This is a genomic window from Microcoleus sp. N9_A2 (assembly GCF_036701775.1).
Lineage (GTDB): Bacteria > Cyanobacteriota > Cyanobacteriia > Cyanobacteriales > Microcoleaceae > Microcoleus.
Map to the genome: position 1 here is coordinate 78,623 of NZ_JAUBRH010000008.1, position 21,910 is coordinate 100,532.

Genomic DNA, 21,910 nt, shown 5'->3' on the forward strand with positions numbered 1-21,910 from the left:
CATCAGCGTCTGTAGAAAAACGCAGATAAAGATGACATCAAGACCTCGCTACGATCCAGACGAGAATATTAGCCGTCATAGTGCAACTGATCCAGAGAAATGCGATCAAATGGCCAAGCGTCAGGGATGGGAATTAATCCGATGGGAAAAAACAAACGATTCCATACTTAAAGTTGATTGTGTCTTTGAAGGGTTGACAGAGTTTCCACCGAGTCCATAGGAACCCGAACACGAGAGAAAGGAATAAATCAATGCCGAAACGGTTGATCGTTTTCAAGACTGAATCGCTATCTTCCCCTGGATGGGAGGATCGATCGCTTTCTCATACAGGTGCTCTAACCAGTATCCTCGCAGAACATTATGATTACTCAAGCAAACCTCTGCCTCAAGCGGGCGATCGCCTGCGAAACTTTGCCCAATTTAAGGAGAATGCAGATCCTAAATCCCCTGCTGTCAGCACTCACGTTCGCTGGGGAGATTGGGAAGTATCGCGCGTAGAGGAGTACGCTCCCAAGATGCCGAATGCTGAGTATGACTGTTTAGCGGTGTGCTATTGTCGCTACTCACCCATTGAGCCTGAGTGGAAGGAACTGCCGAAGATTCAGGTTCCCGAACTACAAGAGCATTAACGCGCCCGTTGGCCTAAAATATGCTTGTCGGGCGATCGATTTTACTCTTAGTCCGCGGAGGCGGACATTGTTTGTATAGACGCGGTTTCAACCGCCGAGTCCCTGAAATCAAATAACCGCAATACAGTCAATCTCTACTAACACATCTTTTGGCAAACGCGCCACCTCCACACAAGCGCGCGCCGGTGCAGTTTCCGCATCAAAATATTTCGCATAAACCGCATTCACGGCGGCAAAATCATTCATATCCTTGAGAAAAACCGTAGTTTTTACCACATCCAGCCAAGTAGCGCCCGCTTCTGTGAGAATGGCTTCGAGATTTGCCATAACTTGTTCGGTTTGTTTTGCCACGTCGTCGGTGTAGACAATATCGTTTAGTCTAATGTCGATCGCAATTTGACCAGCTACAAACAGCATAGTGCCCGTTGCGGCGATCGCTTGATTGTAAGGGCCCACGGGTGCGGGTGCTTTGTCAGTACGAATAATTTTGCGTGTCATAGATGTTATTGTTTGGGATTCTTGTTGAGATTTTTCTGGTTTGTAGCCGATTTCTGGCTCTGAGATTTCTGATTGGTAGATTTCTCCATCTGGCATTATCGCATCAGTGAAGTCTGTATTTTTGATATTCCAACCATAGCTGTTTGCATCCATCAAATTAGCCTTCTTCAAATTTGCTCCCTCCAGATTTGCATTGCTCAAATTTGCCTCGTGCAGATTGGCTTGCTCTAGGTTTGCTCTTTGCAGATTAGCTTTGTTGAGATATGTCTTTTGCAAGTCGCATCGACTCAAATTTGCATCAGCTAGATTTGCATTGCTCAAATGTGCCCCTTGCAGATTGGCTTGCTCTAGGTTTGCTCTTTGCAGATTAGCTTTGTTGAGATATGCGTTTTGTAAGTCGCATCGGCTCAAATTTGCATCAGCCAGATTCTCGCTAGATAGACCAAATTTAGGCATATTTACTTCTCGTAAATTAGCTCCTTGAAAATTAGTTTGTTGAATTTTTGCGCCACCTAACTCTGCGCGACCTAAGTCTGCCTTAGTCAGGTTTGCCCCAGTCAAATTTGCATCAGTCAGATTGGCTAGACTCAGATTTGTCTCTATCAAAGAAGCTAAAGTTATGTTAGCAGAAGCTAGATTTGCTCCCCTCAAGTTTGCTTTATTTAGATTGGCATTAGTTAAATTGGCATTAATTAAGTATGCTCCACTTAAATCAGCACCACTGAGGTCGGCCCAAGATAGATTTTGTGAACTAGATGTGGCATTGGTCAAATTCGCACTTTTTAATGATGCCCTGCTAAGGTTTGTCTTGTGAAGGTTAGCCTTAATCAGGATTGCTTCACTCAATTCTGCTCTGGACAAATTGGCATCCTGTAAATCTATCCCGCTCAAGTCTGCACCTTGAAGGTCTACCCCACTTAAGTCTGCTCCCCGAAAGTTGCGCTGTCCTGCTGCGTATTTTCCTAAAAGTTCTTCAGCATTCATAAATAACCTCCCTGTCCTCACGTCCCAAAAATCACTATACCATCCGCGCGAATCCGCCTGCACTAGCGGTTTTGCGGATGGATGATTATCGGATTCCATACCACAGAATTACCCGTGAAAGAACGTCAGCCAGCAATAAACTTCATAGCAACACCATTCATGCAGTAGCGTTTCCCAGTAGGTGCAGGGCCGTCATCAAATACGTGACCCAAATGCCCCCCGCAGCGACGGCAATGCACCTCAATTCTAGTCCCAAACAGCGAATTATCCACCGATGTGCCGATCGCCCCTTTGATCGGTTCATAAAAACTTGGCCAACCAGTACCGCTATCAAATTTGGTTTGCGACGCAAAAACTGGCAAACTGCACGCAGCACACGCATAAATTCCCTTCCCGTATTGCTTATCGAGAATGCTAGTGTGAGAGCGTTCAGTACCGTGTTTTCGCAACACCTCAAACTGTGCCGGAGTCAAAATTTTGCGCCACTCTTCCTCAGTTTTAGTAATTTCAAAAACACCCTTAGAAGCGGCCATAACATCTGACTTTCCAGGCAAACAGGACGATAACCATGCCATGCTTACTGTTGCTAGACCCGCTTTCAAAAATAATCGTTTTTTCATGATAGATATTCCACTTGTTGCTAATTAACTACATTATGACTTATATTATATGGCGATCAATTAGCATAACAAAAACGGTTCGTATTACGGACGACCGTCCCTAATAATAGCGGACTAAAGTCCGTACTACGAACCTTACTTATTGCAGTAAATCTTTGTTCAGAAATGCTGTAATCGATCGCCATATAATACAATTCCTGTGAGAGTTTAGCCCCCACAGGACTCACTGCCTTTCAAACATCAACGGCCTAAGCCATAGCCGGAGCACCAACAACTTCACCTTTCAACATCCGAGAAGCAGCATCAAGCAATTGCTCCTCCAAATAAGGCTTAGTAAAATAACCTTTCGCGCCCAAACTGTAAGCCATTTGGCGGTGTCTATCAGCACCGCGAGAAGTCAACATCGCGATCGGCAATTCACACAAAACGGCATCCTTCTGCATCCGAGAAAGTAGTTCCAAACCATCCATTCTCGGCATTTCAATATCGCAGAAAACGATATCGCAAGGCAGACCAGATTTCATCTTTTCCCAAGCTTCCTTACCGTCGCGAGCTTCTTCGACACGATAGCCAGACTTCTCAAAAGTAATCGACAACAGCGATCGCACCGTAATCGAGTCATCCACAATCAGCACAGTCGGCTCAGTCTTCTCGATTTCCGCCTCCTTAGTAGCCCTCTCGCTCTCATCCCAAAGCGTACCGCCAGTTTCCTTCCGCAGCCTTCCGGTAGCCAAATCGATCAGTTCCAGAACGTCTGCAATCGCCACGATTCGACCGTCCCCGAGCACTGTGGCCCCAGCAATCCCGATCGGCTTCGGCACCGGCCCCTCCAACGGCTTGATCACAATTTCCTGTTCCGTCGAAACCTGATCCACCTGCACCGCCAAGAAATTGCCAGCAGACCGCAGCACGATCACCGAAATCATGTCATCGTCAGTATTAAACCCGTAAACACTGCCCCGGCCCAAATGGCGGTTGTAAGCCAGCAAATCCCGCAGCGGCCGGAACGGCAAGCTTTGACCCCGCCACTCAATGCAAGGCAAACCGTCCGCCCCCGTCGTCACCTGATCGCGAGGCACATCGATCATATCCTCGACCCCATCCATCGGGAAAGCAATGCGAGCTCGATCGCTAATGCAAGTCAGAGCCTTAGAAATGCTCAACACCAGAGGTAAACGGATGGTAAACACAGTCCCTTTGCCGATGGTTGAATCAATGGACACAGTTCCCCGAATCTCCTGCAAGGAAGTCTGCACCACATTCATACCGACCCCCCGGCCGGCATACTCCGTCGCCTGTTCCTGAGTGCTGAAACCCGGCATAAATAGCAAATCGTAAACTTCCGAGCGAGACATCCTCTGAGCCTGAGCCGCCGTCAGCATACCCTGCTTAATCGCCTTCGCCTTCACCCTTTGCGGGTCAATTCCCGCCCCGTCGTCAGAAACCGAAACCACGGTTTGGTTCCCTTGGTGGAAAGCCCGAATCGTAATCCTGCCGACTGCAGGCTTCCCAGCCGCCAGACGCACCTCCGGCGCTTCGATCCCGTGAGTAATCGCATTGTTCACCAAATGAGTCATCGGGTCATATAGCTGATCCACAATCATCTTGTCGATCAAAATATCCTTACCCTCAACCTGCAACTGAGCCTGCTTCCCGCACTTAATCGCAATTTCCCGCACCGCCCGGAACAGCCTGTCCGTCGTCTCCGCAAACGGCTTCATCCGGGCGCGAGTCAAACCTTCTTGCAGTTGAGTCGTAACTTGCCGCAGTTGGCGAGTCACCTGATCGGCCTCATCCACCAAAAACTCAATGTCCGCGGCCGACTCCCGCACCCGCACGATCAGCTCGATAATCTCCTGAGCCAAACTGTGGAAAGGAGTAAACCTGTCCATTTCCTCCGGTCTCCAGGCACTTTCCCGGGTGTGGGATGACTCCTCAGAGCGCCAGGCCGATCGGTGTCCCTGACGGTTTGCCAGCAAAGCAATCTCCAAAAGACTCCGCTCGTAGAAATCCTGAGTCCGCTGGCTCACATCGCTCAGCAGCGTTACCTGGTGCAGCAAATTGTCCAAAAACTGTCGCATCCGTTCTTGGTCTTGCTCCAAACTGTTGCGGTTTACCACCAGTTCCCCCATCAAATTGCTGAGGTTATCCAGTTGCTTGATCGGCACCCGCATTGTCTGGTCGCCGAACCCGCCCGCGCGGGCATTCCGCCTGGGTCTGTTGATCGCCGACGGCCCCATATTTGCTTCCCCTTGGCGGCCACTGTCCTTGGGATCTTCCAGCAGTTTTTCCAAATCGCCAAATTCGTCGTCGCTCTCATCGGCCGCAGCGCGCGGACCTTTACTAGCAGTTGTCGTCGGTAGCCCGTGAATTTCCGGCATAGTTGCGCTCTCGCTGAGGAGCTCTTCGAGATCCGAGAAAACTTCTGTATTTACCGGACTCTGATTTGTGCTCCCAGAAGCTGCTATGACAGCGACCGCACCCCCTGCAATTAACAGTGCTTCTAAATCGTCAAAATTGCCTTCGTCGTCCTCATCACCTGATTCGCCATCGGCAAAAAAGTCTGCCAGCGACCCCTCTTCCAACTCCGAGGAATCGGCCTCGCCCGACTCGTCCTCAGCGTCCCAAAAGCCCGTTGTCAGTTCCGAAGTCACCAGAACCTCAGCATCGATCGAATCCAACAAATCGTCAAAACCCTCCAACTCCTCGTTGTTGAGAGTAGCCCCGGTTTCCATCGCCGAGAGCAAGTCAGCATCGCCCTCAAACATACCATCGAGAGATTCTGCCGGCAGTAGCTCTAAATCCGCACTCAAAAAATCCGTTTCCAGGGCATCAAACAAATCATCTTCGCCCTCAGACTCCCCGGCGCCATCTGTTTCGGCTCGATCGAACAAACCATCGGGAGGCTGAGCAGACAACTCCTTCACAGCCACAGCCGCGCCGTCATCTGGCGCCGATCCAGCATCGCTCTGCTGCACCATGCCTTCGGCAAACATATCCCCCAAGAAATCGAAAGCTGCGCCCTCATCAAATTCGACATTTGAAATTTCCGACTCATGATGATCATCGGACAAAGCCCCAAGTTCAACCTCTGCCGAATTTCTCAAGCCTTGGTCGGAAACAGCCGCACCATTGTTCTCGAACAAACTCCCCAACTCGCCCTCATTAACTCCCACACCTGCACTGAGCAATTCTGAATCCCCATCATTCCGCCAACCCCCACGGGCTTGCCCCGAAGCTTCTCCGTCATACTCAGTACCGGTAGGTACAGAACCGAACAGATCAGCCAAATCTGCGGCTTCTCGGGAAGTAGCCGCTCCTTGCCGATCCCGCGCAGTCTGTTCATCCTCAGAAATCGAACCCGAGGTCATATCCCCAAACAGCGCATCTAAATCCGTATCGTCCAGTTCTAGGTTGAGCGATTGCACAGACTCGTCTTCCATGCCGAAAGCATCTTCTAGCCAGTTTTCATCCGCAGAGATATCTAAATCAGAATTTGATGTCATGTTAAGAACGTTGCCCATTTCCTCATTTTGTGCGATGCCTGCAGCTTGATCTCGATCGCCCCCGTTCTCCCCAGCTTCGTCTTCTGAAGAAAGGAAATTAGAAGTAATCCCCAACAGCTCGCTCAAATCCGAATCCTCGCCCAGCTCAGAGAACAACTCGAAATCATCCATTTCATGGAGAGCAAGCGCTTCGGCATCCGCTGAATCATTATTGCCCCCCCCTGCTGCAGACTCCTTCGATCCTGCGTCTAAAGCCTCCGACTTCAGGGAATACTCCGAAGAGACTGCCGGCGGCACACCCGTTGCCTCAGATAAGCCTAAATCGCCGAACAAGTTATCGAAATCAGCATTGTCCGTAACACCAGCAGAAGTTTGGGCAGCCACTTCGTCCAAAAGCGTACCGAGAGCATCTTCGTCCGCTTGTCCCCTGGCTGGGGCCACCGTGTCGCCTCGCCGCTCCAAACCGCCCCTACCGTTACCCGTTTTAAGCTGTTTGCGAGTTAACCGCTGGCTCGAACCCCCATTTTTATGACCGGCAGCTACTGCCGAGCCCTCTGCCTCCTGTCCAAACAGCAAATCCTCCCCAAACAAACTCGTCAGGTCATCAATCGGAGGCTTCGTGTTCGTTTCGGAACTTTCCGCATCGTATTCGTCAAACAACAAATCAGTAAAATCGCCGGAATTGTCATCATCGTCTGACCCCAGCATTCCCGTCGCCGATATCCCAGAAGACTGTGCATAGTCGAGGTCTTCTTCTTCTTCCCAAGCGCCGTCGAGCTCCGGGGACTCGCCGTCAAACAAGTCAGCTAAGGTGTTGAGTTCTGCAGCGCCCACTTCCGGGCCGGTGCGGGTCGAGCCTCTAAAAGCACCCGTCTCCATATCCGATTCTGCGAAGGCGGAATCTTCGTCGAACTGGGACGATCGAATGCCACTGTCATCGTTGCTGTCGCCACTGTCTAGTTGGTCGAACAGCTCGTCTATACTCAGCCCAGAAATAGTCGGCAGCAACTTGTTCAATCCATCCGGGGCATCGCCCGATCCCACCATATCCCAGGCCTCATCCTCAACAGAAACCACATTTTTCCCGGATTTACTCGGTTGAGCGAAGGCCAGCAAATCTTCAAAATCCGTTTCTGGAACCAGAACAGCCGGCTGCAGCGCCAGAAGTTTTGCGCTTGGTGCGATCGACGATTCTAGACCCGAAATTACCAGTTCTTGCGCTTGTTTGATGTCTTTGATCACCGTTGGGGCTAAGGTACGGTAAGTATTTTCTGAGTTGGCGATCGCCTTGGATACAGCTTTGATCAATTCTATCCAGCAGGGTAGTTCAAATTCTTCCCCTGCCCTGAGCAAGTTCCGACAAATGTTCTTGAGTTGCCGCCTGCTTTCTGGCCCCTCGGGCTGTTTGAACTCTTGCAGGAGTTCCCGCATCCTCGCCGGCACGTCTGAGTCAAATACTAGCAGCAGCGCGCTGTCTTCTGTTGCTCTGGCATCAGGTGCGTAAACTGACCGCGAATCCGGAAAACTCCTTGATGAGGCAAACGCCCCGACTCCCATCCCCGCCATAACTTGTTCGGGTACGGCCAGAGCGCTGCTCTCGTCTGCATGGTGTTCTCCGTGTCCAACGAGTCCCCCCAAGTGCCCGTTGAGCTCTTCAAATACTGGTTCTAATTCTCGAACCATCTGTTCTCCCAATTCTTCTGTCAGTCCAAAAGGCCCCGACAGTTGCTCTAAGAGCCCTTGCAATGTGTCAAAAATTCGCAGAAAAAGGGACTCTAGCTGTTGGTCTACTTTAACGCTGCACTCTTTTAAAACTTTAAAACTATCTTCTAGTCGGTGAGCTGTTTGCTGAATGCTGGTCAGCCCCAGCATTGCTGCTCCTCCTTTGACAGAGTGAGCGGCCCTAAATACTTCGTTGACCAGTTCTGGGTCTTCGATCGTGGTTTGCAGATTCAGCAAGCCTTGTTCGATCGTATTGAGGTGGTCTTTTGCCTCCTCAATAAAGTAGCCCATTATCCTCTGTTGTTGCTCCGGCAGCATAGTTTTATTCCTGATTTTAAGCGTTATTGTATTGGGTCTATGTTAGTAGTTCTAGAAAAGGTCTCTGTATATCTCGCCCCTTGCCAAGAGAATAATCTGGCTGCGAGATATGGCAAATGTCCTGGCTATTTTTGCTTTCGATATGCCCTCACTTAAAAGATAGCGAATCTGCTGCACTTGTTCGGGTTTGAGTTTGCGGTTAGGACATATCTTGCCGGGAACGAAAGGAAAGCGGTCTTTTTCTATGGCATCGCGGGAGTTATCGGCGGGAGTTCCTTCCCACAAATGGTCAGGATTGACACAACCGCGATCGTCGCAACTGTGACAAGCAAAATAACCTGATTTTACAGGTCGTCCCAGTTTGTGTGACCGTACCAGTCTGTGAGCGTAGAAACTTTTTGTTTTGCCATTAATTTTAGTACCCTTAATGGCGTAACCATCACTTCTTTTAGCCAAGGTACAAATCATGCAGCCGTTCGGCTGTATTTCAGCGCGAATACCGGGAATTATTTCTCTGCCTAGCAGTTGTTTTTGAGGTGTCGGGGCCGATGTACTTCCTACATCCTTAATACGTCCTTTTTTAAACCTGTCTTGAGAATTTTCCAGTCGAGAACCTTCCCATAAATGGTTAGGATTGATGCAGTTGCGGACATCGCAACTGTGGCAAGCAAAGTATTCCGGTCTAATCGGACGACCTAATATATTTTCTAATACTAAACGGTGGACTGTAAACGTTTTCCATTCACCGTTAATGCGAAGTCTTTTGTTCGCATAGCCGCTGCTAGATTTTGTTAGGGTAGAGATAATACAGCCCGTCGGCTGAATCTCACCAAATATGCCAGGAATTACCTCTACTATGTTATCGTTCATCTGTACAACTCCTAGTTTGTTTAGGTGCTGAATTGGCATCCCCGCAGCGGTTTCAAGACTGCGAGGTTGCTTTTTATCTATCATTGTTGCCACACTAATGTGCTTGTAAGTCAGCAAGTAAAAAAAGCATTAAACAATCAATTATTGTCTTTCTGCTGTTTCTACTCGGAACCTTTCCACCGATGTCAAAAGGTCGCGAGCAACACCTACCAAATTTTGCAAAGCACCGGAAACTCGCTGCGCTTCTTGGGATGTTTCCTGAGCAGTTAGCTCGACTGCTTGCATCACACTGGCGACCGAGCGAGCTGTTTCATTCTGCTCCACAGTGTCCGCAGTAATCGATCGCACCAGCACGTCAATTCGATTAGTAACTTGAATGATATCTTCAAGCGATCGCTTCGCCTGTTCTGCCAATCTTGTCCCCTCAATAACCTGCTGAGTACCTTCTTCCATCGCCGTCATTACCGCGCCGGTTTCGCTTTGAATTTGCATCACGATCTGTTCGATTTCTTTCAAAGACTTAGCCGATCGATCTGCCAACTGTCGCACCTCGTCTGCCACGATCGCAAAACCCCTGCCCGCTTCCCCAGCTCTCGCCGCCTCAATACTGGCGTTGAGGGCCAACAAATTCGTCCGAGAGGCGATCGTCGCAATTAAAGCCACAATCTTAGAAATCTCTTGAGAAGCTTCCGCTAACCTCTTGACTTTTCTCGTTGTTTCGGCTACGGTTTCTCGAATTTCCAAAATCCCGGCCACCGTCCGCTCCACAGCCTCGCCCCCTTTCAGAGCCGTTGCCGCGGCACCCCGGGCAACTTCTTCCGCCTCTCTAGCGCTCTCTGCGACCCGCTGAATCGCATCGGTGAGGACTTGTACCGAATTCAGCGTTGCCGCCAGTTCCTCAGCTTGCCGCAGCGCGTCGGAAGACAAATCGCCCGCAAACTTAGCACTATCCGTAGCGCCTTTACTGACCTCCCTCGCCGCCTGCTTCACCTGATGGACGATTTCGCGCAGATTTTGAATTGTCAAGTTAAACGAGTCAGCAACAGCACCCAAAACGTCTGCGGTCACTTCCGCAGTCACCGTCAAGTCACCCCTGGCCGCTCCTTCCACGTCGTCTAGCAACCGAATCACTTGGCGCTGCAAGTCTTCTTTTGCCTGTTCCTGCTCGTCCGACTTGCGCCTGGTATCGCTAATCGTGGTTTGGATGACCTTCGCCATGTGGTTGAATTTAGCAGCCATTTTGCCAAATTCATCTTCCGAGTAAACCGTAGCACGAGCATCCAAAGTTCCTTGAGATACCGCATCGAACTGAGCTTGCAAATTGTCCGACGACTTGCGTACCTGCTGGGCGATCAACTGGCCGATGCCCCAAGAAGTTAAAAAGCTGGTAAAGCCTGCGGCTGCGGTCATTACCCAGCCTGTTTGGCGCAGGTAAACGATCGCCTCCGGTTTGTCTTGCCGCAGAGCTTGATAGGAGGCAATGTTGGTGACGAAAGCCACAGCTACCAGAGAAACCAGTCCCGCCCCGATTGCCGTGTACAACTGTTTTGTAAACAAAGGGGCATTTTCCAAGAAAGCCAGTCCCCCCTGTTCTACTGTTACCGAAGTATCGAGCGCTTCTGTTTCGGTGGGAGCAAAAGTCGGCATCGACCCATCACTCGCGCCAGAAATGGGAAACATCTCGTCGTCTCGAATTGCCGAGCCGTCGCTGTTGTCAAAGTCCAGGCTGCTGCCGGTCGTTCCCATCATGCCGCTGGTCGAGTTGCCGAAATTGGTGTTACCTCTAGTCAAGCTCGAACTGGTGGCATCTTCTGAGATATCAAAGTCCGGCAAATTGCCTAAATCGTCAAACTCGTCAAATTCGTCTAAAAAGTCGCTGTGTTCTTGAGCGTTCCCAGTTTTTGACGACCAGGCGCTGTTGTTCTTGTCGGACGCTCCGAAAGCTGTCGCTTGTTCGTTTTCGTCGAAAGAGAAAGAATCGCTAAAAGCGTCGTCTTCAAAAGCATCTAACTCGAAGTTGTCTCTTGAGCCAAATGCCGGGGGTTCCGAGTCGCTGTAACCGTTGCTGTTGGCGGAGGCTGGATCGACTGAATTAAATTGTCCCCGGCTCGATCTTTGACTTTGAGAGTTGGGGACAGCACCTCCCATCAACAGCGTTTCGTCTTCCGCCAGCGAATAGTTTGACGAGTAGTCCGACCCGTTATTCGGCTGTTTGTTTTGAGGTCGAGAAGACCCGAAACCCGACGAGGGCATCGCCTCAGCAAAGGGGTCTTCCTCTTCGGCCGGAGGTGCGTTATGACTGTGATTTTGGCCGCTCTGGGGCGGGGATTGGTAGTCGTAGTCGGAGTTATCGTCGAATTCGTCTGGCAAATCGAGCGCAGCAAAAGGTTCGCCAAAATTGTCCGAGGGCCCGATGGGGGAGTCTAGTTGGTTCGAGTCGAAGGAATTCCCGGTTTCTGAAGAGGCAAAACTTTGACCGTTGAGCATCTGAGTCGGAGCTTCTGAAAACGAATCTCCTGAGTAAGGTGCGCTTTTCCCAGACACTTTGCTGCTAGACAAGTCAGCAGCATCAAACCCTCCATCATCTAAGGCAAAAGGGTCTCCAAAGTCCGAGTCGGCAAACTCGTCTATGTCGTCTAGCGAGTCGGATGTCTCAGCATAAGCTGCCATTCCGCCACTGTCGCCACCAAACGGGTTAGAATGTGAGGTTAAATCTGGGACTAAGCCTGCGCGATCGTCGTCTTCTGCTTCCCACCCCAAGCCACTCATGCCCAAGTCGGCCAAGTCCTCGTTTTCCATGTCGTCTGGGGATTGACTTCTATAGGAAAGGGATGGGGAATTTCCTTGAAAAAGTCCCAAATCCGGGTCTTCTAACCCTTCATCAAGAGATAAGTCTGGATAGAATTCTAATTCAGTTTCAGCAGACAAAGCCTCGAAATTTTCCGTTTGCAGTTCTCCAGATAAAAATTGGTCTGTGTAGGTAATTCCGTTGTGAGCGTGTTCCACCAAACTCGGGTCGTCACTCAGGCCTAGCACAACCGTGTACTGTTCCCGCGCCACCTCATGCTGTTGCAGTCCGTAGCAGTAAATGTGTCCGCACAGCAGGCGAGCGCTGGGGTCTTCGGGAAAATCTTCTACTAATTGATAAACTAGGGCTGCGGCTTCTGAATAATTGCCATCCATGTAGGCCGCTTCTGCCCGTTGGTAGTCCTGCTGAAAGTTGGTACTTGTTGCCATTTGCCGCCCTCTTTGGATTTTAGATTTTAGATTTGAGATTTTTGATTTTTATCTTGAATTGAATGTTTAGATGCGCGCCTCAAGTCGTGTGACTGTTGATGGTTAGACCCCAATCGAAAATCGCAAATCGCAAATCTAAAATCGATTTCACGCTGCCCACCGCGCCGAGCGCAGAATTTTCACTTGATCTAGCAGTCGGAGCACTTTCTGAGCTTGTGCACCTAACATCCATTCTCCCCTCAGAAATGGAATCATGCCGTCTGGTGCATTGTTCTGAGAGTGCAGTTGCTCTACGTCGAGCCAGTCCATCCCCACAATTCGATCGACTGCCAGCCCCAAAATCGTGTCTTGGTCTTCCACAGCCACGATCGGGATTTCGGGTCTATCTGTGTTCAGAGGTGTTTGGTCTCCCAGAAATTGGCCGAGGTCTGCCACCCAAATCACTCGTCCTCTCATATTTAGAGTACCTAAAAGCAAAGAGGAAACGTTGGGGATCGGTGTCATGCGGTCTGGGGACGGGGATAGTACCTCTCTAATCCCTGTCGCTGGCAGTGCGAACTCGTTCCCCGAAGGAACGTAGAACCGCAGGTGCAGCTCGCCTTCGGGAGTTTCTAGTTCTTGGAATTCCGGAGCCGGATCTACCCCTAGTCCTGGTAATATAAAGTCTGGGCTACCGCTAATCATAATTCTGACACCTGCATTTCTAGCAAATTGTTGAGGTTTCCCGCCAAGAATAACCCGATCGAAACTTCGATGGTCGAAACTTGACACAGCCAAGCTTGACACAGCCAAGGGGTGAATGGCGCGACTGCCGGAGGTCCTTGGCAATAAATTTGCTCCGTCAATAATTGACTGCCATCAATAAATTCGCGCGACCTTTGCTGGCACATTAGCTCAAATCGACTACGAACAATTAATTTGAAACCCCTAAAGCTTCACTTTGTACTCCCACCGCCGTCTCAATTGGTAAAACTCTAGGTAATTTCTGCGATGAATGCTAAACCGATACTCGGATTAGCGAGGAGTTGTTGACATGGCTGGTGTCGCGACAATCATGAACGGAGTCACTTAAGACTGACAATTGCACTCTCTGACTTTGTACAGAAATACCTAGCAATAAGTAGCCCTGTGCATCAGTTTTTCGGAGCGGCTGCAAGTGGAGAACAAGTATATTATATTTGCACTTTGAGCGTGTTAGACCCACTTGGGCCTAGAAATTGAACAGAGTTTTACCGACGCCCTTATGCCAGCGCGCGGATTAATACATTCTAGTTTATGGTGCGATCGCCAATAGTACCCCCAGCTTTCTCTTTGTGGCGGCCGAGACTTGATCTAACCGCAGGTACAAAAAAGCTCCCATCATGGCATGGGTGCGAAATTTATTTTTCTTCTAATTGGTCTTCTAGCGAGCGGTCTAATAATCTTTCCGAGAGATTGACCCGAGGGTAGCCGGGGCCCACATATTTTTCTACCAGCATCAATAACTCGCTTTCACCAAAAGGTTTGGTGTAAAAGTCTGTAGCTCCTGCCATGCGGGCTTTAACGCGGTCGATAAAGCCGTCGATACCCGTCAGCATAACGATCGGCGTCTGCCGGAAAGCGCTAGAACTCCGCAGCATAGCGCAAACTTCGTAGCCGTCGAGTTCCGGCATGGCGATGTCACACAGAATTAAATCGGGTTTGAGTGGAAACACCAAACTCAGGGCTTGGAGGGGATTGCCGATCGTAGTAGCTTCGTAACCGTGTTCATTTAAAATTGACTCAACTGTTTTGCGAATAGTATTGTCGTCGTCAATACAGACAACTCTCGGAACCTTGGTTTCTGGGGACGACCATTCTTTTTTATTGTTGGCCGGGGCAACAGAGGGTTCGTAAAATACTTGCACCAATCCCTGCTGCACGAAGGGGTAAATCGCCTTAGCGACAGTCAGCACGTCTCGGTTGAGGTACCGCGCCATTTGGCGGATCGAAGTGTGGCCGTCGGCCCAGCGTCTGAGAGTATTAAAGGTATTGACAGGCAGCGCTACTCGCAGCTCGGAGGGGTCTGAAATCACCGGGCATTGGTTGGGCGACTGAATGTGAGGGTGAAACTGCTTCCACTGCTGCACCTGTTTGACAATCTTGGCCAGCAGCGAGCTAATTTCTAAGCTGGTCAGTTGAGGAGCCAAAGCTGGGCCCATTTCAAAAGTGAAGGAACCCTGGTGGAGACTGAGCAAGTCAAACAGGGTTTCGTGGATCATGCTCTGGATGATGTTGCGCCCTTGAGCTGGGGTGAGGATGTGGTTTTCTAGCAGGGCCCACAGGTAGCCGTATTCTGGGGCATTGGTAGATGCCATATAGGGAACTTGGATTTTGTCTAGGGCGGTATCTGCTTTGTAGCGGCGCAGGTAGTCGCGTAAGCGCAACAAACTGCCCGCACTCTGGGTAGCGTAAATAATCTGACCGTTGAAGCAGAAGACATACCAGGATTGTCCTGCAAGGGAGCGCTGGGTAGGTTGAGTACCCGTGCTGCTGCCGGTGGAGGTGTAGGCCTCTACGAACAGTTCTCCGGTTCGCTGACCTAACTCAATCAATTGCAGGATGCTGCGGATGTCTATTTCACTCAAATTTCCCTGCATGCAGCTAAAGTGTCCTCCTTAAAACCGTTGGCGTCTGAGATCGGAAAGACTGTGTGCTGGCGAAAAGATTGACTTTAGTTTCCGTCAATAATTTACGCGCTGATGCCGATCTCACAATTGGGAATTGACGAAAGGGCGATACTTGCTGCCGCTCCTCGGCCGCGCTACCAGTCCACAAGCTGAAACCGCGAAACTCGGGGCATTCTCTAAGTGTAGAGTTTCACCTTAGTATTCCCACTGTTGCCTAAACTCGTAGAATCCACATCGCACGATTGCACGGGTTCTTCGAGTGTGCAAGGCTGGCATTCCCGACTGGTTCAAGTCTTCGATCGCCAAACTTTTGAAGTTTTTGGCTGAGTATGCCGTCAGTTTATCCAGCACATTTTGGCGTAGGTCAACTTCAAAATACCGAGGATTCTCTGGTTTTACCGCTGCTACCAGCAGGAAGTGCCGATCAAGCCCCGATGGGAACTTGAGGCTAGTCTGTTGGGTTGGATGAGTTGCGATCGAGGTTTTTTTGGGTTTGCCACAGCCCTAAAATCAGGTGCAGTCAAAATGAACCTTTGTTGGCAATTGTCAGCAAAACCCTCAGTGCTGATCGACCTTTTTGCTCGCCCGCGGCGAGCGCCATAGGCTCGCGTCATTACCTTATTCTAAGGCAGCGTGGTTCAAAACCCTAGTCCGCCGGAGCAAGGCGCCAGCTTGGGGGCAGCAAAGGCTTTTTTCACGATCGACTCGCAACTAAAGCGTGGTAGAATCAATCGAAAGTTTTTGACCGAAACGCCAGACGCAAGCCCCGGGCTACCGACATGGGGATTGAGACCTGGGGATCAGTCGGTAGGGACTTTGACTTTTAAGTCTCGTGAAACGATTGTATTGCTAAAACCACAGTGGTATAATAGGCAGAGAGCGATTCGCCAGATTCAGTTGACAGTTGACAGTTGACAGTTGACAGTTGATAGCGACCTCTACCTGGAAGGAAGAGGATTGGAGTAATGAATAGTCTTCTTTTAATTTCTCCCGATCCGGCTTGGGGCTTTAAACCAATTCTTTCTGGTAAGAATAACTTTCAACCCATTGAAATATCCTAGACGGCGAGCAACCCCGGCAACGCACTAATCCGATTAATTCGGAATAGTTAAAGGGCAAATAATTGCAGCATAGGTCACGTTCAACCTTAAAAATATGAAGGACTCAGCAAGTCTGCGCTCCGCGAGAAGTAAAGTTCTTTGAGTGAGTAGAGCGATATTTGAATGTCCCATTGTCGTCTAGAAGGTGGGCAAGAATCCCCCGGCTTTAGACGTGGGGAGGTTCAAGGACTGACCTTTTTCAGGTTTGGGCTATGGCAGTCTCCGCAGTGAGAGCTAGTCTTTAATCAAGCGGCATTGGTACTGCTCTCTCATTCCTCCAGACAACTGGCGGCGGCCGTACTTTCTGGAGGTTCTCCCGTGAGAACATGCTATGCGTGAGTGCTGAAGAAAAGTTAGAAAAAAATGCTATCCCCCGATTGGGCAAACGATACCAAAAAGTAAGACTTAAGTGGCAAAAAGTTATCCTTACTTGCCTATACTTGTTTACTTTAGGTAAGTTGACTAAAGATCACACGCAGTGTTATGTTTAGTCAAGAACCTTTGGCTTAAGGGGGATAGCCTACTTATCTTGGGATTAGCCGTCTACCAAACAGCGTAGGAAGTAAACACCACTTATCTTTTAGGCCTTTAAGTAACTTAAAGTAAGTTGGGATAGGTTTTACGAAGCAGAGGACTATTAGTGTGCTGTATCTAGCGGAAGTACAAAAACAGAGAAGCGGCTTTGGTCTCGGTGGCGGTAAGGCTGAACTGAAACTGCTAGCTTGTCAGCGGGGCGAACATAACTGGAGCGCCGTACCAGGCGATGACGCGATCCCAGTTGAGGAAGCTAATAAGTTTAACGACGGCACGCTGGTGCTGGTTGAGTTGAGCGCTAGCAAGCAAGTGCAGCGGATTCAGGAGGCAGCCCGCCAGTTGGTGAGCATTCTGCAAAATTTCTCGCGATTGCAGGACAAGTTTAAGGATAAGGAAGAGGAAATTGAACAGTGGAAGGCTTCTCTGACGTTTTCGAGTCAGGAACTCAATCGCCGGGAAATGGAAATGCAAGCCCGCGAAGAGCAGTTGGCTCAAATGGAAGAAGAGTTGGAGCGACTGGAGGCTCAGCGCTCGGAAATTGAAAATACTCGAGATGAAGCTAACCGACTGCGAGAAGAAGTCGATCGCAGTCGTGTGGAAATTGAGACGGCTTGGGAACAGTTGCGGGGCGAGCAGCAACGGGTGGCCCAGCAGCAGTCTGAGGTTCCGCAGGGGGCAGTAGTTGATGAGCAGCAGACCCAGAGGATTCAGGAGTTGATGCAGAAGCTGGGAGGGGCAATTGCTTCGGCCCAAGGGGTGCGGGAACAACTGAATCAGTCTTTTGGTGCCGTGGGCGCTCAACAGGCAATTCTGGATCAGCACTGGCAGCAGTTGGAGCAAAAACAAAGCATAGCTCAACAGCAAGAAGAAGAGGTCGATCGACAAAATCAGAGCCTCCAAAACCGCTGGCAAGAGTGGTACCAATCTCAAGAAGCTTTGGCCGGGGCTCGGGCGGAGCTTAAAGGGCAGCAAAGTACCCTCAGCGCTAAGCAGGATCAGGCTCAGTCCGTGTCTTTGCAGGTGCGGGCTGTTGAGGATCTTTACCAGCAAGTTTCCAGGCTCGCATCTGCTTCGGGTACTGCGGGTACGGAGCAAAAAGTAGATGTGTCAGCTTTGGAGAAGATGCCTGTTGATGAGTTACAGGGGCTGGTGCAACACTTGCAACAGGATTTGGAAAAGGTGTTCCGGTTTGTTAACGATCAAGAGGAGGAGTTGACTCTGCAGCAGGAGACAATCGAGGAGCTGCAAGGGAAAATTCAAGCTGCTAGCGAGTATGATCGCATGGCTTTGGAAAATGAAATGGCAGATGAACTCGAAAGTTATCAGATGTTAAACGAAACTCTGGTGGGACAGCGCCTCCGGTTGCAGGAACGGGAAGATGTTTTAAAGCAGCATCAGGCGGTGCTGTGGCGGCGGCTGGGTACTGCTAATGCTCCAAAACAAGAGCGAGGAGATATTGATTTGGGGCCGATTGTCGCACAGCTCAATACTCAGCGGCAGCAGCAAAGCCAAGAATTGCAAAGACTGGAAAACGAAATTCAGCAGTTGCGGGAAGCAATATCCCAAATTGAGGCAAATGTCAACCGCAAAAATGGGGAAAGTGAGGCGAAACGCTACGAACTCAAGCAGTTAGAGCAGAATTTGTTCAACCAGAAAGGTACAGTGGCGCAACTCTGGGGCAGAGTGAATGTTTATCAAGAAATGTTGCAGCCCGTGCAGGACAATTTGAATGCGCTACGCCAAAAGCTCGAAGCGGTGGCGGGGGAACTCGATCGCGTGCAGCAGACTGGGGAGGAGCAAGATCGGGTAGTTTCGGATCTACGACAAGTCCTTTCGGGTTTGATGACTGCTTAAAATTTAAGATCTAAAATTATCCAAGGTTTTTCAACTCGGGCGATCGCTCCTCCTGGAACTGGATCGGTTTGCGATCGGTTGGGCGCTACGATTAAGCTGGTTAGTTTTTCTACGCTTTCAAAACTAGGCGCCGAGGACAATATTTGTTGCAGTAGTTGTCGCATTGCCCGTCGCTGCAAGGCCAGGGGTGCTTCCCGCAAAATCGGGCGATTTAACTTGACGGGAAGTTGAAAATTCACCTGGGGGCTGTCTGCAATTGGAGACATTGCTCGCTGTAGCAAGTCGCTGGCTGCAAGTTCGAGATATTCTACGTCGGCGCGGAGGAGTTCGGCTGTTTGAGCTAGCGCTTGTTGGGCTTTTGGGTTGAAATGAGTTTCCAAATAAGGCAATAATTCTGATCGAATGCGGTTGCGACTATATTGCAAGTCTTGATTTGTGGAATCTTCCCAAATTGGTAGTTTTTGCTCTTGACAAAATTGACCTGTTTGCGATCGAGTTATTTCGAGCAAGGGACGAACTAAATAGATTTTAGATTTTAGATTTTGGATTTTCGATTGGGAATTTTCCTCCTGATTTCCCAATCTCAAATCGGCAGATATTTGGGAGTTAGGATTTTCGCCCGAATTCCCCAATCTAAAATCGGCAATCGGCAATCGAAAATCGAGCAGGGGCCGCCTCCAGGTGAGGGCAGAAAGTCCGTCGGCGCCGCTGCCGCGAATCAGGTTGTAGAGAAGTGTTTCGGCGCGATCGCTGGCTGTGTGGCCTGTAACAATGTAGGGGTAGTTGTGGGCGATCGCAATTTCGGTTAAAGCTTGATATCGCCACTGTCTGGCCGCTGCTTCTGTTTTGGAAATGTCCGAGGCTGTTTCCAAATAGTAGGATATTCCCCAATTTTTAGCTAATTGTTCTACATGATTGGCCGAGGCTTGCGAGTCAGAACGCCAACGATGATCGCAGTGAACAATCGCTAGGTTCCAACCCCATTTTGGCTGCAAATCTAGCAGTAATTTAATTAAACACAGAGAATCTTGTCCGCCGGATACTGCTACTAGCAAGCGCTGATTTGATGGCAATATTTGTCGGTACAGCAGCGTCCTGTGAACTTGAGCGTGCAGGTGCGTCCAATTGGAAGATTCAGGCATTACAGTTGACAGTTGATAGTTGACAGTTGATAGTTGACAGTTGACAGTTGACAGTTGACAGTTGACAGTTGCCCGTTGATAGTTGACAGTTGCCCGTTGATAGTTGACAGTTGTCAGTTGCAGGAAGGATGCTGTTTTAAGCTCCTCAACTCAAAACTCTGAACTTAAAATTCAAAAATCTTCCTCCTTTCCCTCTGCCGTAAGTAGCAGCTTAGCTCCACATTCCTATACTTTGGGGGTCGCGGTCGGGATACCTAGAAACAGGAAAATTATTACTTATTTCTGTTGAGTCACATTGATTTAATGGCTCATCTATATCGGTTTGATTTGAGCTATCTACGGCGTAGTTTTGCACGGTGTCTGATCTTTCTGCAGCGGCAGGAAGGGCTTTTTGTTCTTTGATTTCAGGTTCGAGCGGAATGAACTCCAGACGCATTCTAAGTTTTCCTTTAGTCCAGTCTTTTCCAGCGCTTAATAACTCGCAATCCAGGCCGTCTGAAAACAATTTTTCGTCTACCAATTTTGATTGCATAATTGCCATAAATTCGCTGACTTTGAATGTACATTGATACATCAAAGCGCTGGTAGGGGCAGACACAACATCGTCTTCTTGGGGAAATATTTTCGATTCGTCCATATTAATTGTCCTTATTTTAATGAATGAAGGAAGTTCGGCAACGGATTTTGTAACGGATGTAACGGATGTGAGGAATACCGAAGTTAGAAGAATGAAGAAGGGTCTTCGGCGAAGCTGAGCGGGTAAAAAAAGGGAAGAAGGAAGAGGGAGTCAATTATTAGAATTTCGCTGGTTGAGTAAGGTGGGAATTGCCCACCCTACAATCGGAGATGATATTAATCCCGATTCTTTGACTTATCCTGTTCTTCTGTGGCCCATTGGTGGATCGGGAGTTAGAAAAACCAACCGTAGGAATGTAAACCTTTGCCTAACAGATTAACGCCTAGATAGCAAATCCAAACTACCACAAAACCTGTGGCGGCTAAAATTGCTGGGCGCCTTCCTTGCCAGCCACGAGTGATGCGGGCGTGCAGGTAGGCTGCAAATACCAACCAAGTAATTAGCGCCCAAGTTTCTTTCGGGTCCCAACTCCAGTATGATCCCCAAGCTTCGTTAGCCCAAACCGCACCGGCAATAATGCCAACTGTCAGTAAGGGGAATCCTAAACCGATGATGCGATAGCTAATGTTATCAAGAGTTTCTGCTAGATTCAATCGCTGGGGCGAGAGAAGTTCTGCGGTTTGAGTTGGGGTGGTTGATGCGGTTTGAACGGTTGCTAATTCGAGCACTGCGGTGGTGCCCAAACCGTTATTGTTGGGGTTGAAAGATGGTTCGCTGAATGCTAGTGCGCTGTCGGCGACTGTTTCGATGGTTGGAGATTCGGGGTTTTGTGGGCGTTGGAGGCGGTAGTTGCCGTTGCGGCTGCTGTTGGTGCCGAAGGAACTGCCGGTGAGTTCGATTTTTTGGCCACGGGTGACGATTAAAAATGCGATCGCCAGTAGCGCTCCTACCATTAAAGTTGAGTAACTGAGCATCATGACGCTAACGTGCATCATCAGCCAGTTTGATTTGAGGGCGGGTACTAGGGGCTCTGCAGATTGCATGGTTGCCGGCAGAGTCAGGGCTGCAAAGGCGGATATTGCCATTGCTACGGGGGATGTGGCTACTCCTACTAAGCGGGAACGACTCATGTTTTCCGCGACTAGGTGGATGGCGGTGATTCCCCAAACTAGGAAAAATAAAGATTCGTAGAGGTTGCTTAAGGGGAAGTAGCCGGCTTCTATCCATCGAGAACCGAGTAAAGCGGCGATGGATAGGTTGGCGACGGCCATTCCTGCGGTGCCTAGGGCCCCCAGGTAGGGAATGCCGGGGAATGCTGCGCCCACCCAGTAAATGAGCATTGTGGAGAACAAAACGGCGAAGGAGATGTTGTCCAGCCAGTTCTGGAGTACGACCAGATCCATAAAAATTACTCCGGTAATGTTTTTACTTATTTTTGCTAACTAGATCGATCGTACTGGGCTTCGGGAGTTTTGGGTTTGGGATTTTGAATTTTTGTGGCAATTATGAGTTTTTGGCGGTTGTTGAGGTGCCCGCGGGCGATCGCACGACGATCGCACGGACGCATCAAACAAGCTACTATTGACCCACCAGACGAGTGTGATCCCGTCAAGTCACGCTTGTTGATTCTGGCTTGCGGATTTTGGATGAGTTGCATAGGCTAGAGGAGAT

Annotated in this window: 15 protein-coding genes; 3 read left to right on the plus strand and 12 right to left on the minus strand. The window is 49.6% G+C overall.

What is annotated here, in order from left to right; translation table 11 throughout:
- The first annotated feature begins 31 nt into the window (after window positions 1-31).
- Both QUA44_RS07100 and QUA44_RS07105 read left to right on the plus strand, forming a co-directional pair.
- Window positions 32-220 (plus strand): hypothetical protein, encoded by a 189-nt coding sequence (locus QUA44_RS07100; protein ID WP_333249423.1) that lies wholly within the window; start codon window positions 32-34, stop codon window positions 218-220.
- Between the two features lie 31 nt (window positions 221-251).
- Window positions 252-629 carry a hypothetical protein gene (locus QUA44_RS07105; RefSeq protein WP_333249425.1) on the plus strand — a complete coding sequence of 126 codons (378 nt, stop codon included), beginning with the start codon at window positions 252-254 and terminating at the stop codon, window positions 627-629.
- A 108-nt stretch (window positions 630-737) separates the two neighbouring features.
- Here QUA44_RS07105 and QUA44_RS07110 read toward each other — a convergent pair whose 3' ends face one another.
- The 8 genes from QUA44_RS07110 to QUA44_RS07145 form a co-directional block, all read right to left on the minus strand.
- Window positions 738-2,210, minus strand: a complete 1,473-nt coding sequence (locus tag QUA44_RS07110; RefSeq protein ID WP_333309591.1) for a Rid family detoxifying hydrolase — start codon at window positions 2,208-2,210, stop codon at window positions 738-740.
- A 26-nt stretch (window positions 2,211-2,236) separates the two neighbouring features.
- A complete protein-coding gene (gene msrB, locus QUA44_RS07115; RefSeq protein WP_333249429.1) occupies window positions 2,237-2,731 on the minus strand; it encodes a peptide-methionine (R)-S-oxide reductase MsrB in 495 nt (164 codons plus the stop codon).
- A 248-nt stretch (window positions 2,732-2,979) separates the two neighbouring features.
- Window positions 2,980-8,277 (minus strand): response regulator, encoded by a 5,298-nt coding sequence (locus QUA44_RS07120; RefSeq protein ID WP_333249431.1) that lies wholly within the window; start codon window positions 8,275-8,277, stop codon window positions 2,980-2,982.
- A 51-nt stretch (window positions 8,278-8,328) separates the two neighbouring features.
- Complete coding sequence (locus QUA44_RS07125; protein ID WP_333249433.1) at window positions 8,329-9,147, minus strand: HNH endonuclease; 819 nt, start codon at window positions 9,145-9,147, stop codon at window positions 8,329-8,331.
- 141 nt (window positions 9,148-9,288) lie between these two features.
- On the minus strand, window positions 9,289-12,384 hold the full coding sequence (locus tag QUA44_RS07130) for a methyl-accepting chemotaxis protein (RefSeq protein WP_333249434.1): 3,096 nt from the start codon (window positions 12,382-12,384) through the stop codon (window positions 9,289-9,291).
- Window positions 12,385-12,531: 147 nt separating this feature from the next.
- Window positions 12,532-13,065: a chemotaxis protein CheW gene (locus tag QUA44_RS07135; RefSeq protein WP_190661936.1), complete on the minus strand. Its 534-nt coding sequence runs from the start codon at window positions 13,063-13,065 to the stop codon at window positions 12,532-12,534.
- A complete protein-coding gene (locus tag QUA44_RS07140; protein ID WP_333249436.1) occupies window positions 13,065-13,274 on the minus strand; it encodes a hypothetical protein in 210 nt (69 codons plus the stop codon). Before QUA44_RS07140 ends, QUA44_RS07135 begins: the two co-directional genes overlap by 1 nt.
- Before the next feature lie 489 nt (window positions 13,275-13,763).
- Window positions 13,764-15,002: a response regulator gene (locus QUA44_RS07145; RefSeq protein WP_333249438.1), complete on the minus strand. Its 1,239-nt coding sequence runs from the start codon at window positions 15,000-15,002 to the stop codon at window positions 13,764-13,766.
- Between the two features lie 1,772 nt (window positions 15,003-16,774).
- Between QUA44_RS07145 and hmpF the strand changes: the two genes are divergently transcribed.
- Window positions 16,775-18,520, plus strand: a complete 1,746-nt coding sequence (gene hmpF / locus QUA44_RS07150) for a pilus motility taxis protein HmpF (protein WP_333249440.1) — start codon at window positions 16,775-16,777, stop codon at window positions 18,518-18,520.
- Here the strand turns inward: hmpF and tilS are convergent.
- The 4 genes from tilS to QUA44_RS07170 all read right to left on the minus strand — a co-directional run bounded on the left by tilS (window position 18,517) and on the right by QUA44_RS07170 (window position 21,896).
- On the minus strand, window positions 18,517-19,662 hold the full coding sequence (gene tilS / locus QUA44_RS07155; RefSeq protein ID WP_333249441.1) for a tRNA lysidine(34) synthetase TilS: 1,146 nt from the start codon (window positions 19,660-19,662) through the stop codon (window positions 18,517-18,519). The two genes, hmpF and tilS, sit on opposite strands and share 4 nt — an antisense overlap.
- Before the next feature lie 211 nt (window positions 19,663-19,873).
- Complete coding sequence (locus QUA44_RS07160) at window positions 19,874-20,299, minus strand: KGK domain-containing protein (RefSeq protein WP_333249443.1); 426 nt, start codon at window positions 20,297-20,299, stop codon at window positions 19,874-19,876.
- A gap of 272 nt (window positions 20,300-20,571) precedes the next feature.
- A complete protein-coding gene (gene ccsB, locus QUA44_RS07165) occupies window positions 20,572-21,642 on the minus strand; it encodes a c-type cytochrome biogenesis protein CcsB (RefSeq protein ID WP_333249445.1) in 1,071 nt (356 codons plus the stop codon).
- Window positions 21,643-21,677: 35 nt separating this feature from the next.
- Entirely contained in the window at window positions 21,678-21,896 is a 219-nt protein-coding gene (locus QUA44_RS07170; RefSeq protein ID WP_333249447.1) for a hypothetical protein, read from the minus strand.
- Window positions 21,897-21,910: the final 14 nt, after the last annotated feature.

Excerpts from the sequence above, each read along its gene's own strand:
- QUA44_RS07100 (WP_333249423.1), top strand. The coding sequence starts at position 32 with ATGACATCAAGACCTCGCTACGATCCAGACGAGAATATTAGCCGTCAT.
- QUA44_RS07105 (WP_333249425.1), top strand. The coding sequence starts at position 252 with ATGCCGAAACGGTTGATCGTTTTCAAGACTGAATCGCTATCTTCCCCT.
- QUA44_RS07110 (WP_333309591.1), bottom strand. The coding sequence starts at position 2,210 with ATGGAATCCGATAATCATCCATCCGCAAAACCGCTAGTGCAGGCGGAT.
- msrB (WP_333249429.1), bottom strand. The coding sequence starts at position 2,731 with ATGAAAAAACGATTATTTTTGAAAGCGGGTCTAGCAACAGTAAGCATG.
- QUA44_RS07120 (WP_333249431.1), bottom strand. The coding sequence starts at position 8,277 with ATGCTGCCGGAGCAACAACAGAGGATAATGGGCTACTTTATTGAGGAG.
- QUA44_RS07125 (WP_333249433.1), bottom strand. The coding sequence starts at position 9,147 with ATGAACGATAACATAGTAGAGGTAATTCCTGGCATATTTGGTGAGATT.
- QUA44_RS07130 (WP_333249434.1), bottom strand. The coding sequence starts at position 12,384 with ATGGCAACAAGTACCAACTTTCAGCAGGACTACCAACGGGCAGAAGCG.
- QUA44_RS07140 (WP_333249436.1), bottom strand. The coding sequence starts at position 13,274 with ATGTGCCAGCAAAGGTCGCGCGAATTTATTGATGGCAGTCAATTATTG.
- QUA44_RS07145 (WP_333249438.1), bottom strand. The coding sequence starts at position 15,002 with ATGCAGGGAAATTTGAGTGAAATAGACATCCGCAGCATCCTGCAATTG.
- tilS (WP_333249441.1), bottom strand. The coding sequence starts at position 19,662 with ATGCCTGAATCTTCCAATTGGACGCACCTGCACGCTCAAGTTCACAGG.
- QUA44_RS07160 (WP_333249443.1), bottom strand. The coding sequence starts at position 20,299 with ATGGACGAATCGAAAATATTTCCCCAAGAAGACGATGTTGTGTCTGCC.
- ccsB (WP_333249445.1), bottom strand. The coding sequence starts at position 21,642 with ATGGATCTGGTCGTACTCCAGAACTGGCTGGACAACATCTCCTTCGCC.
- QUA44_RS07170 (WP_333249447.1), bottom strand. The coding sequence starts at position 21,896 with ATGCAACTCATCCAAAATCCGCAAGCCAGAATCAACAAGCGTGACTTG.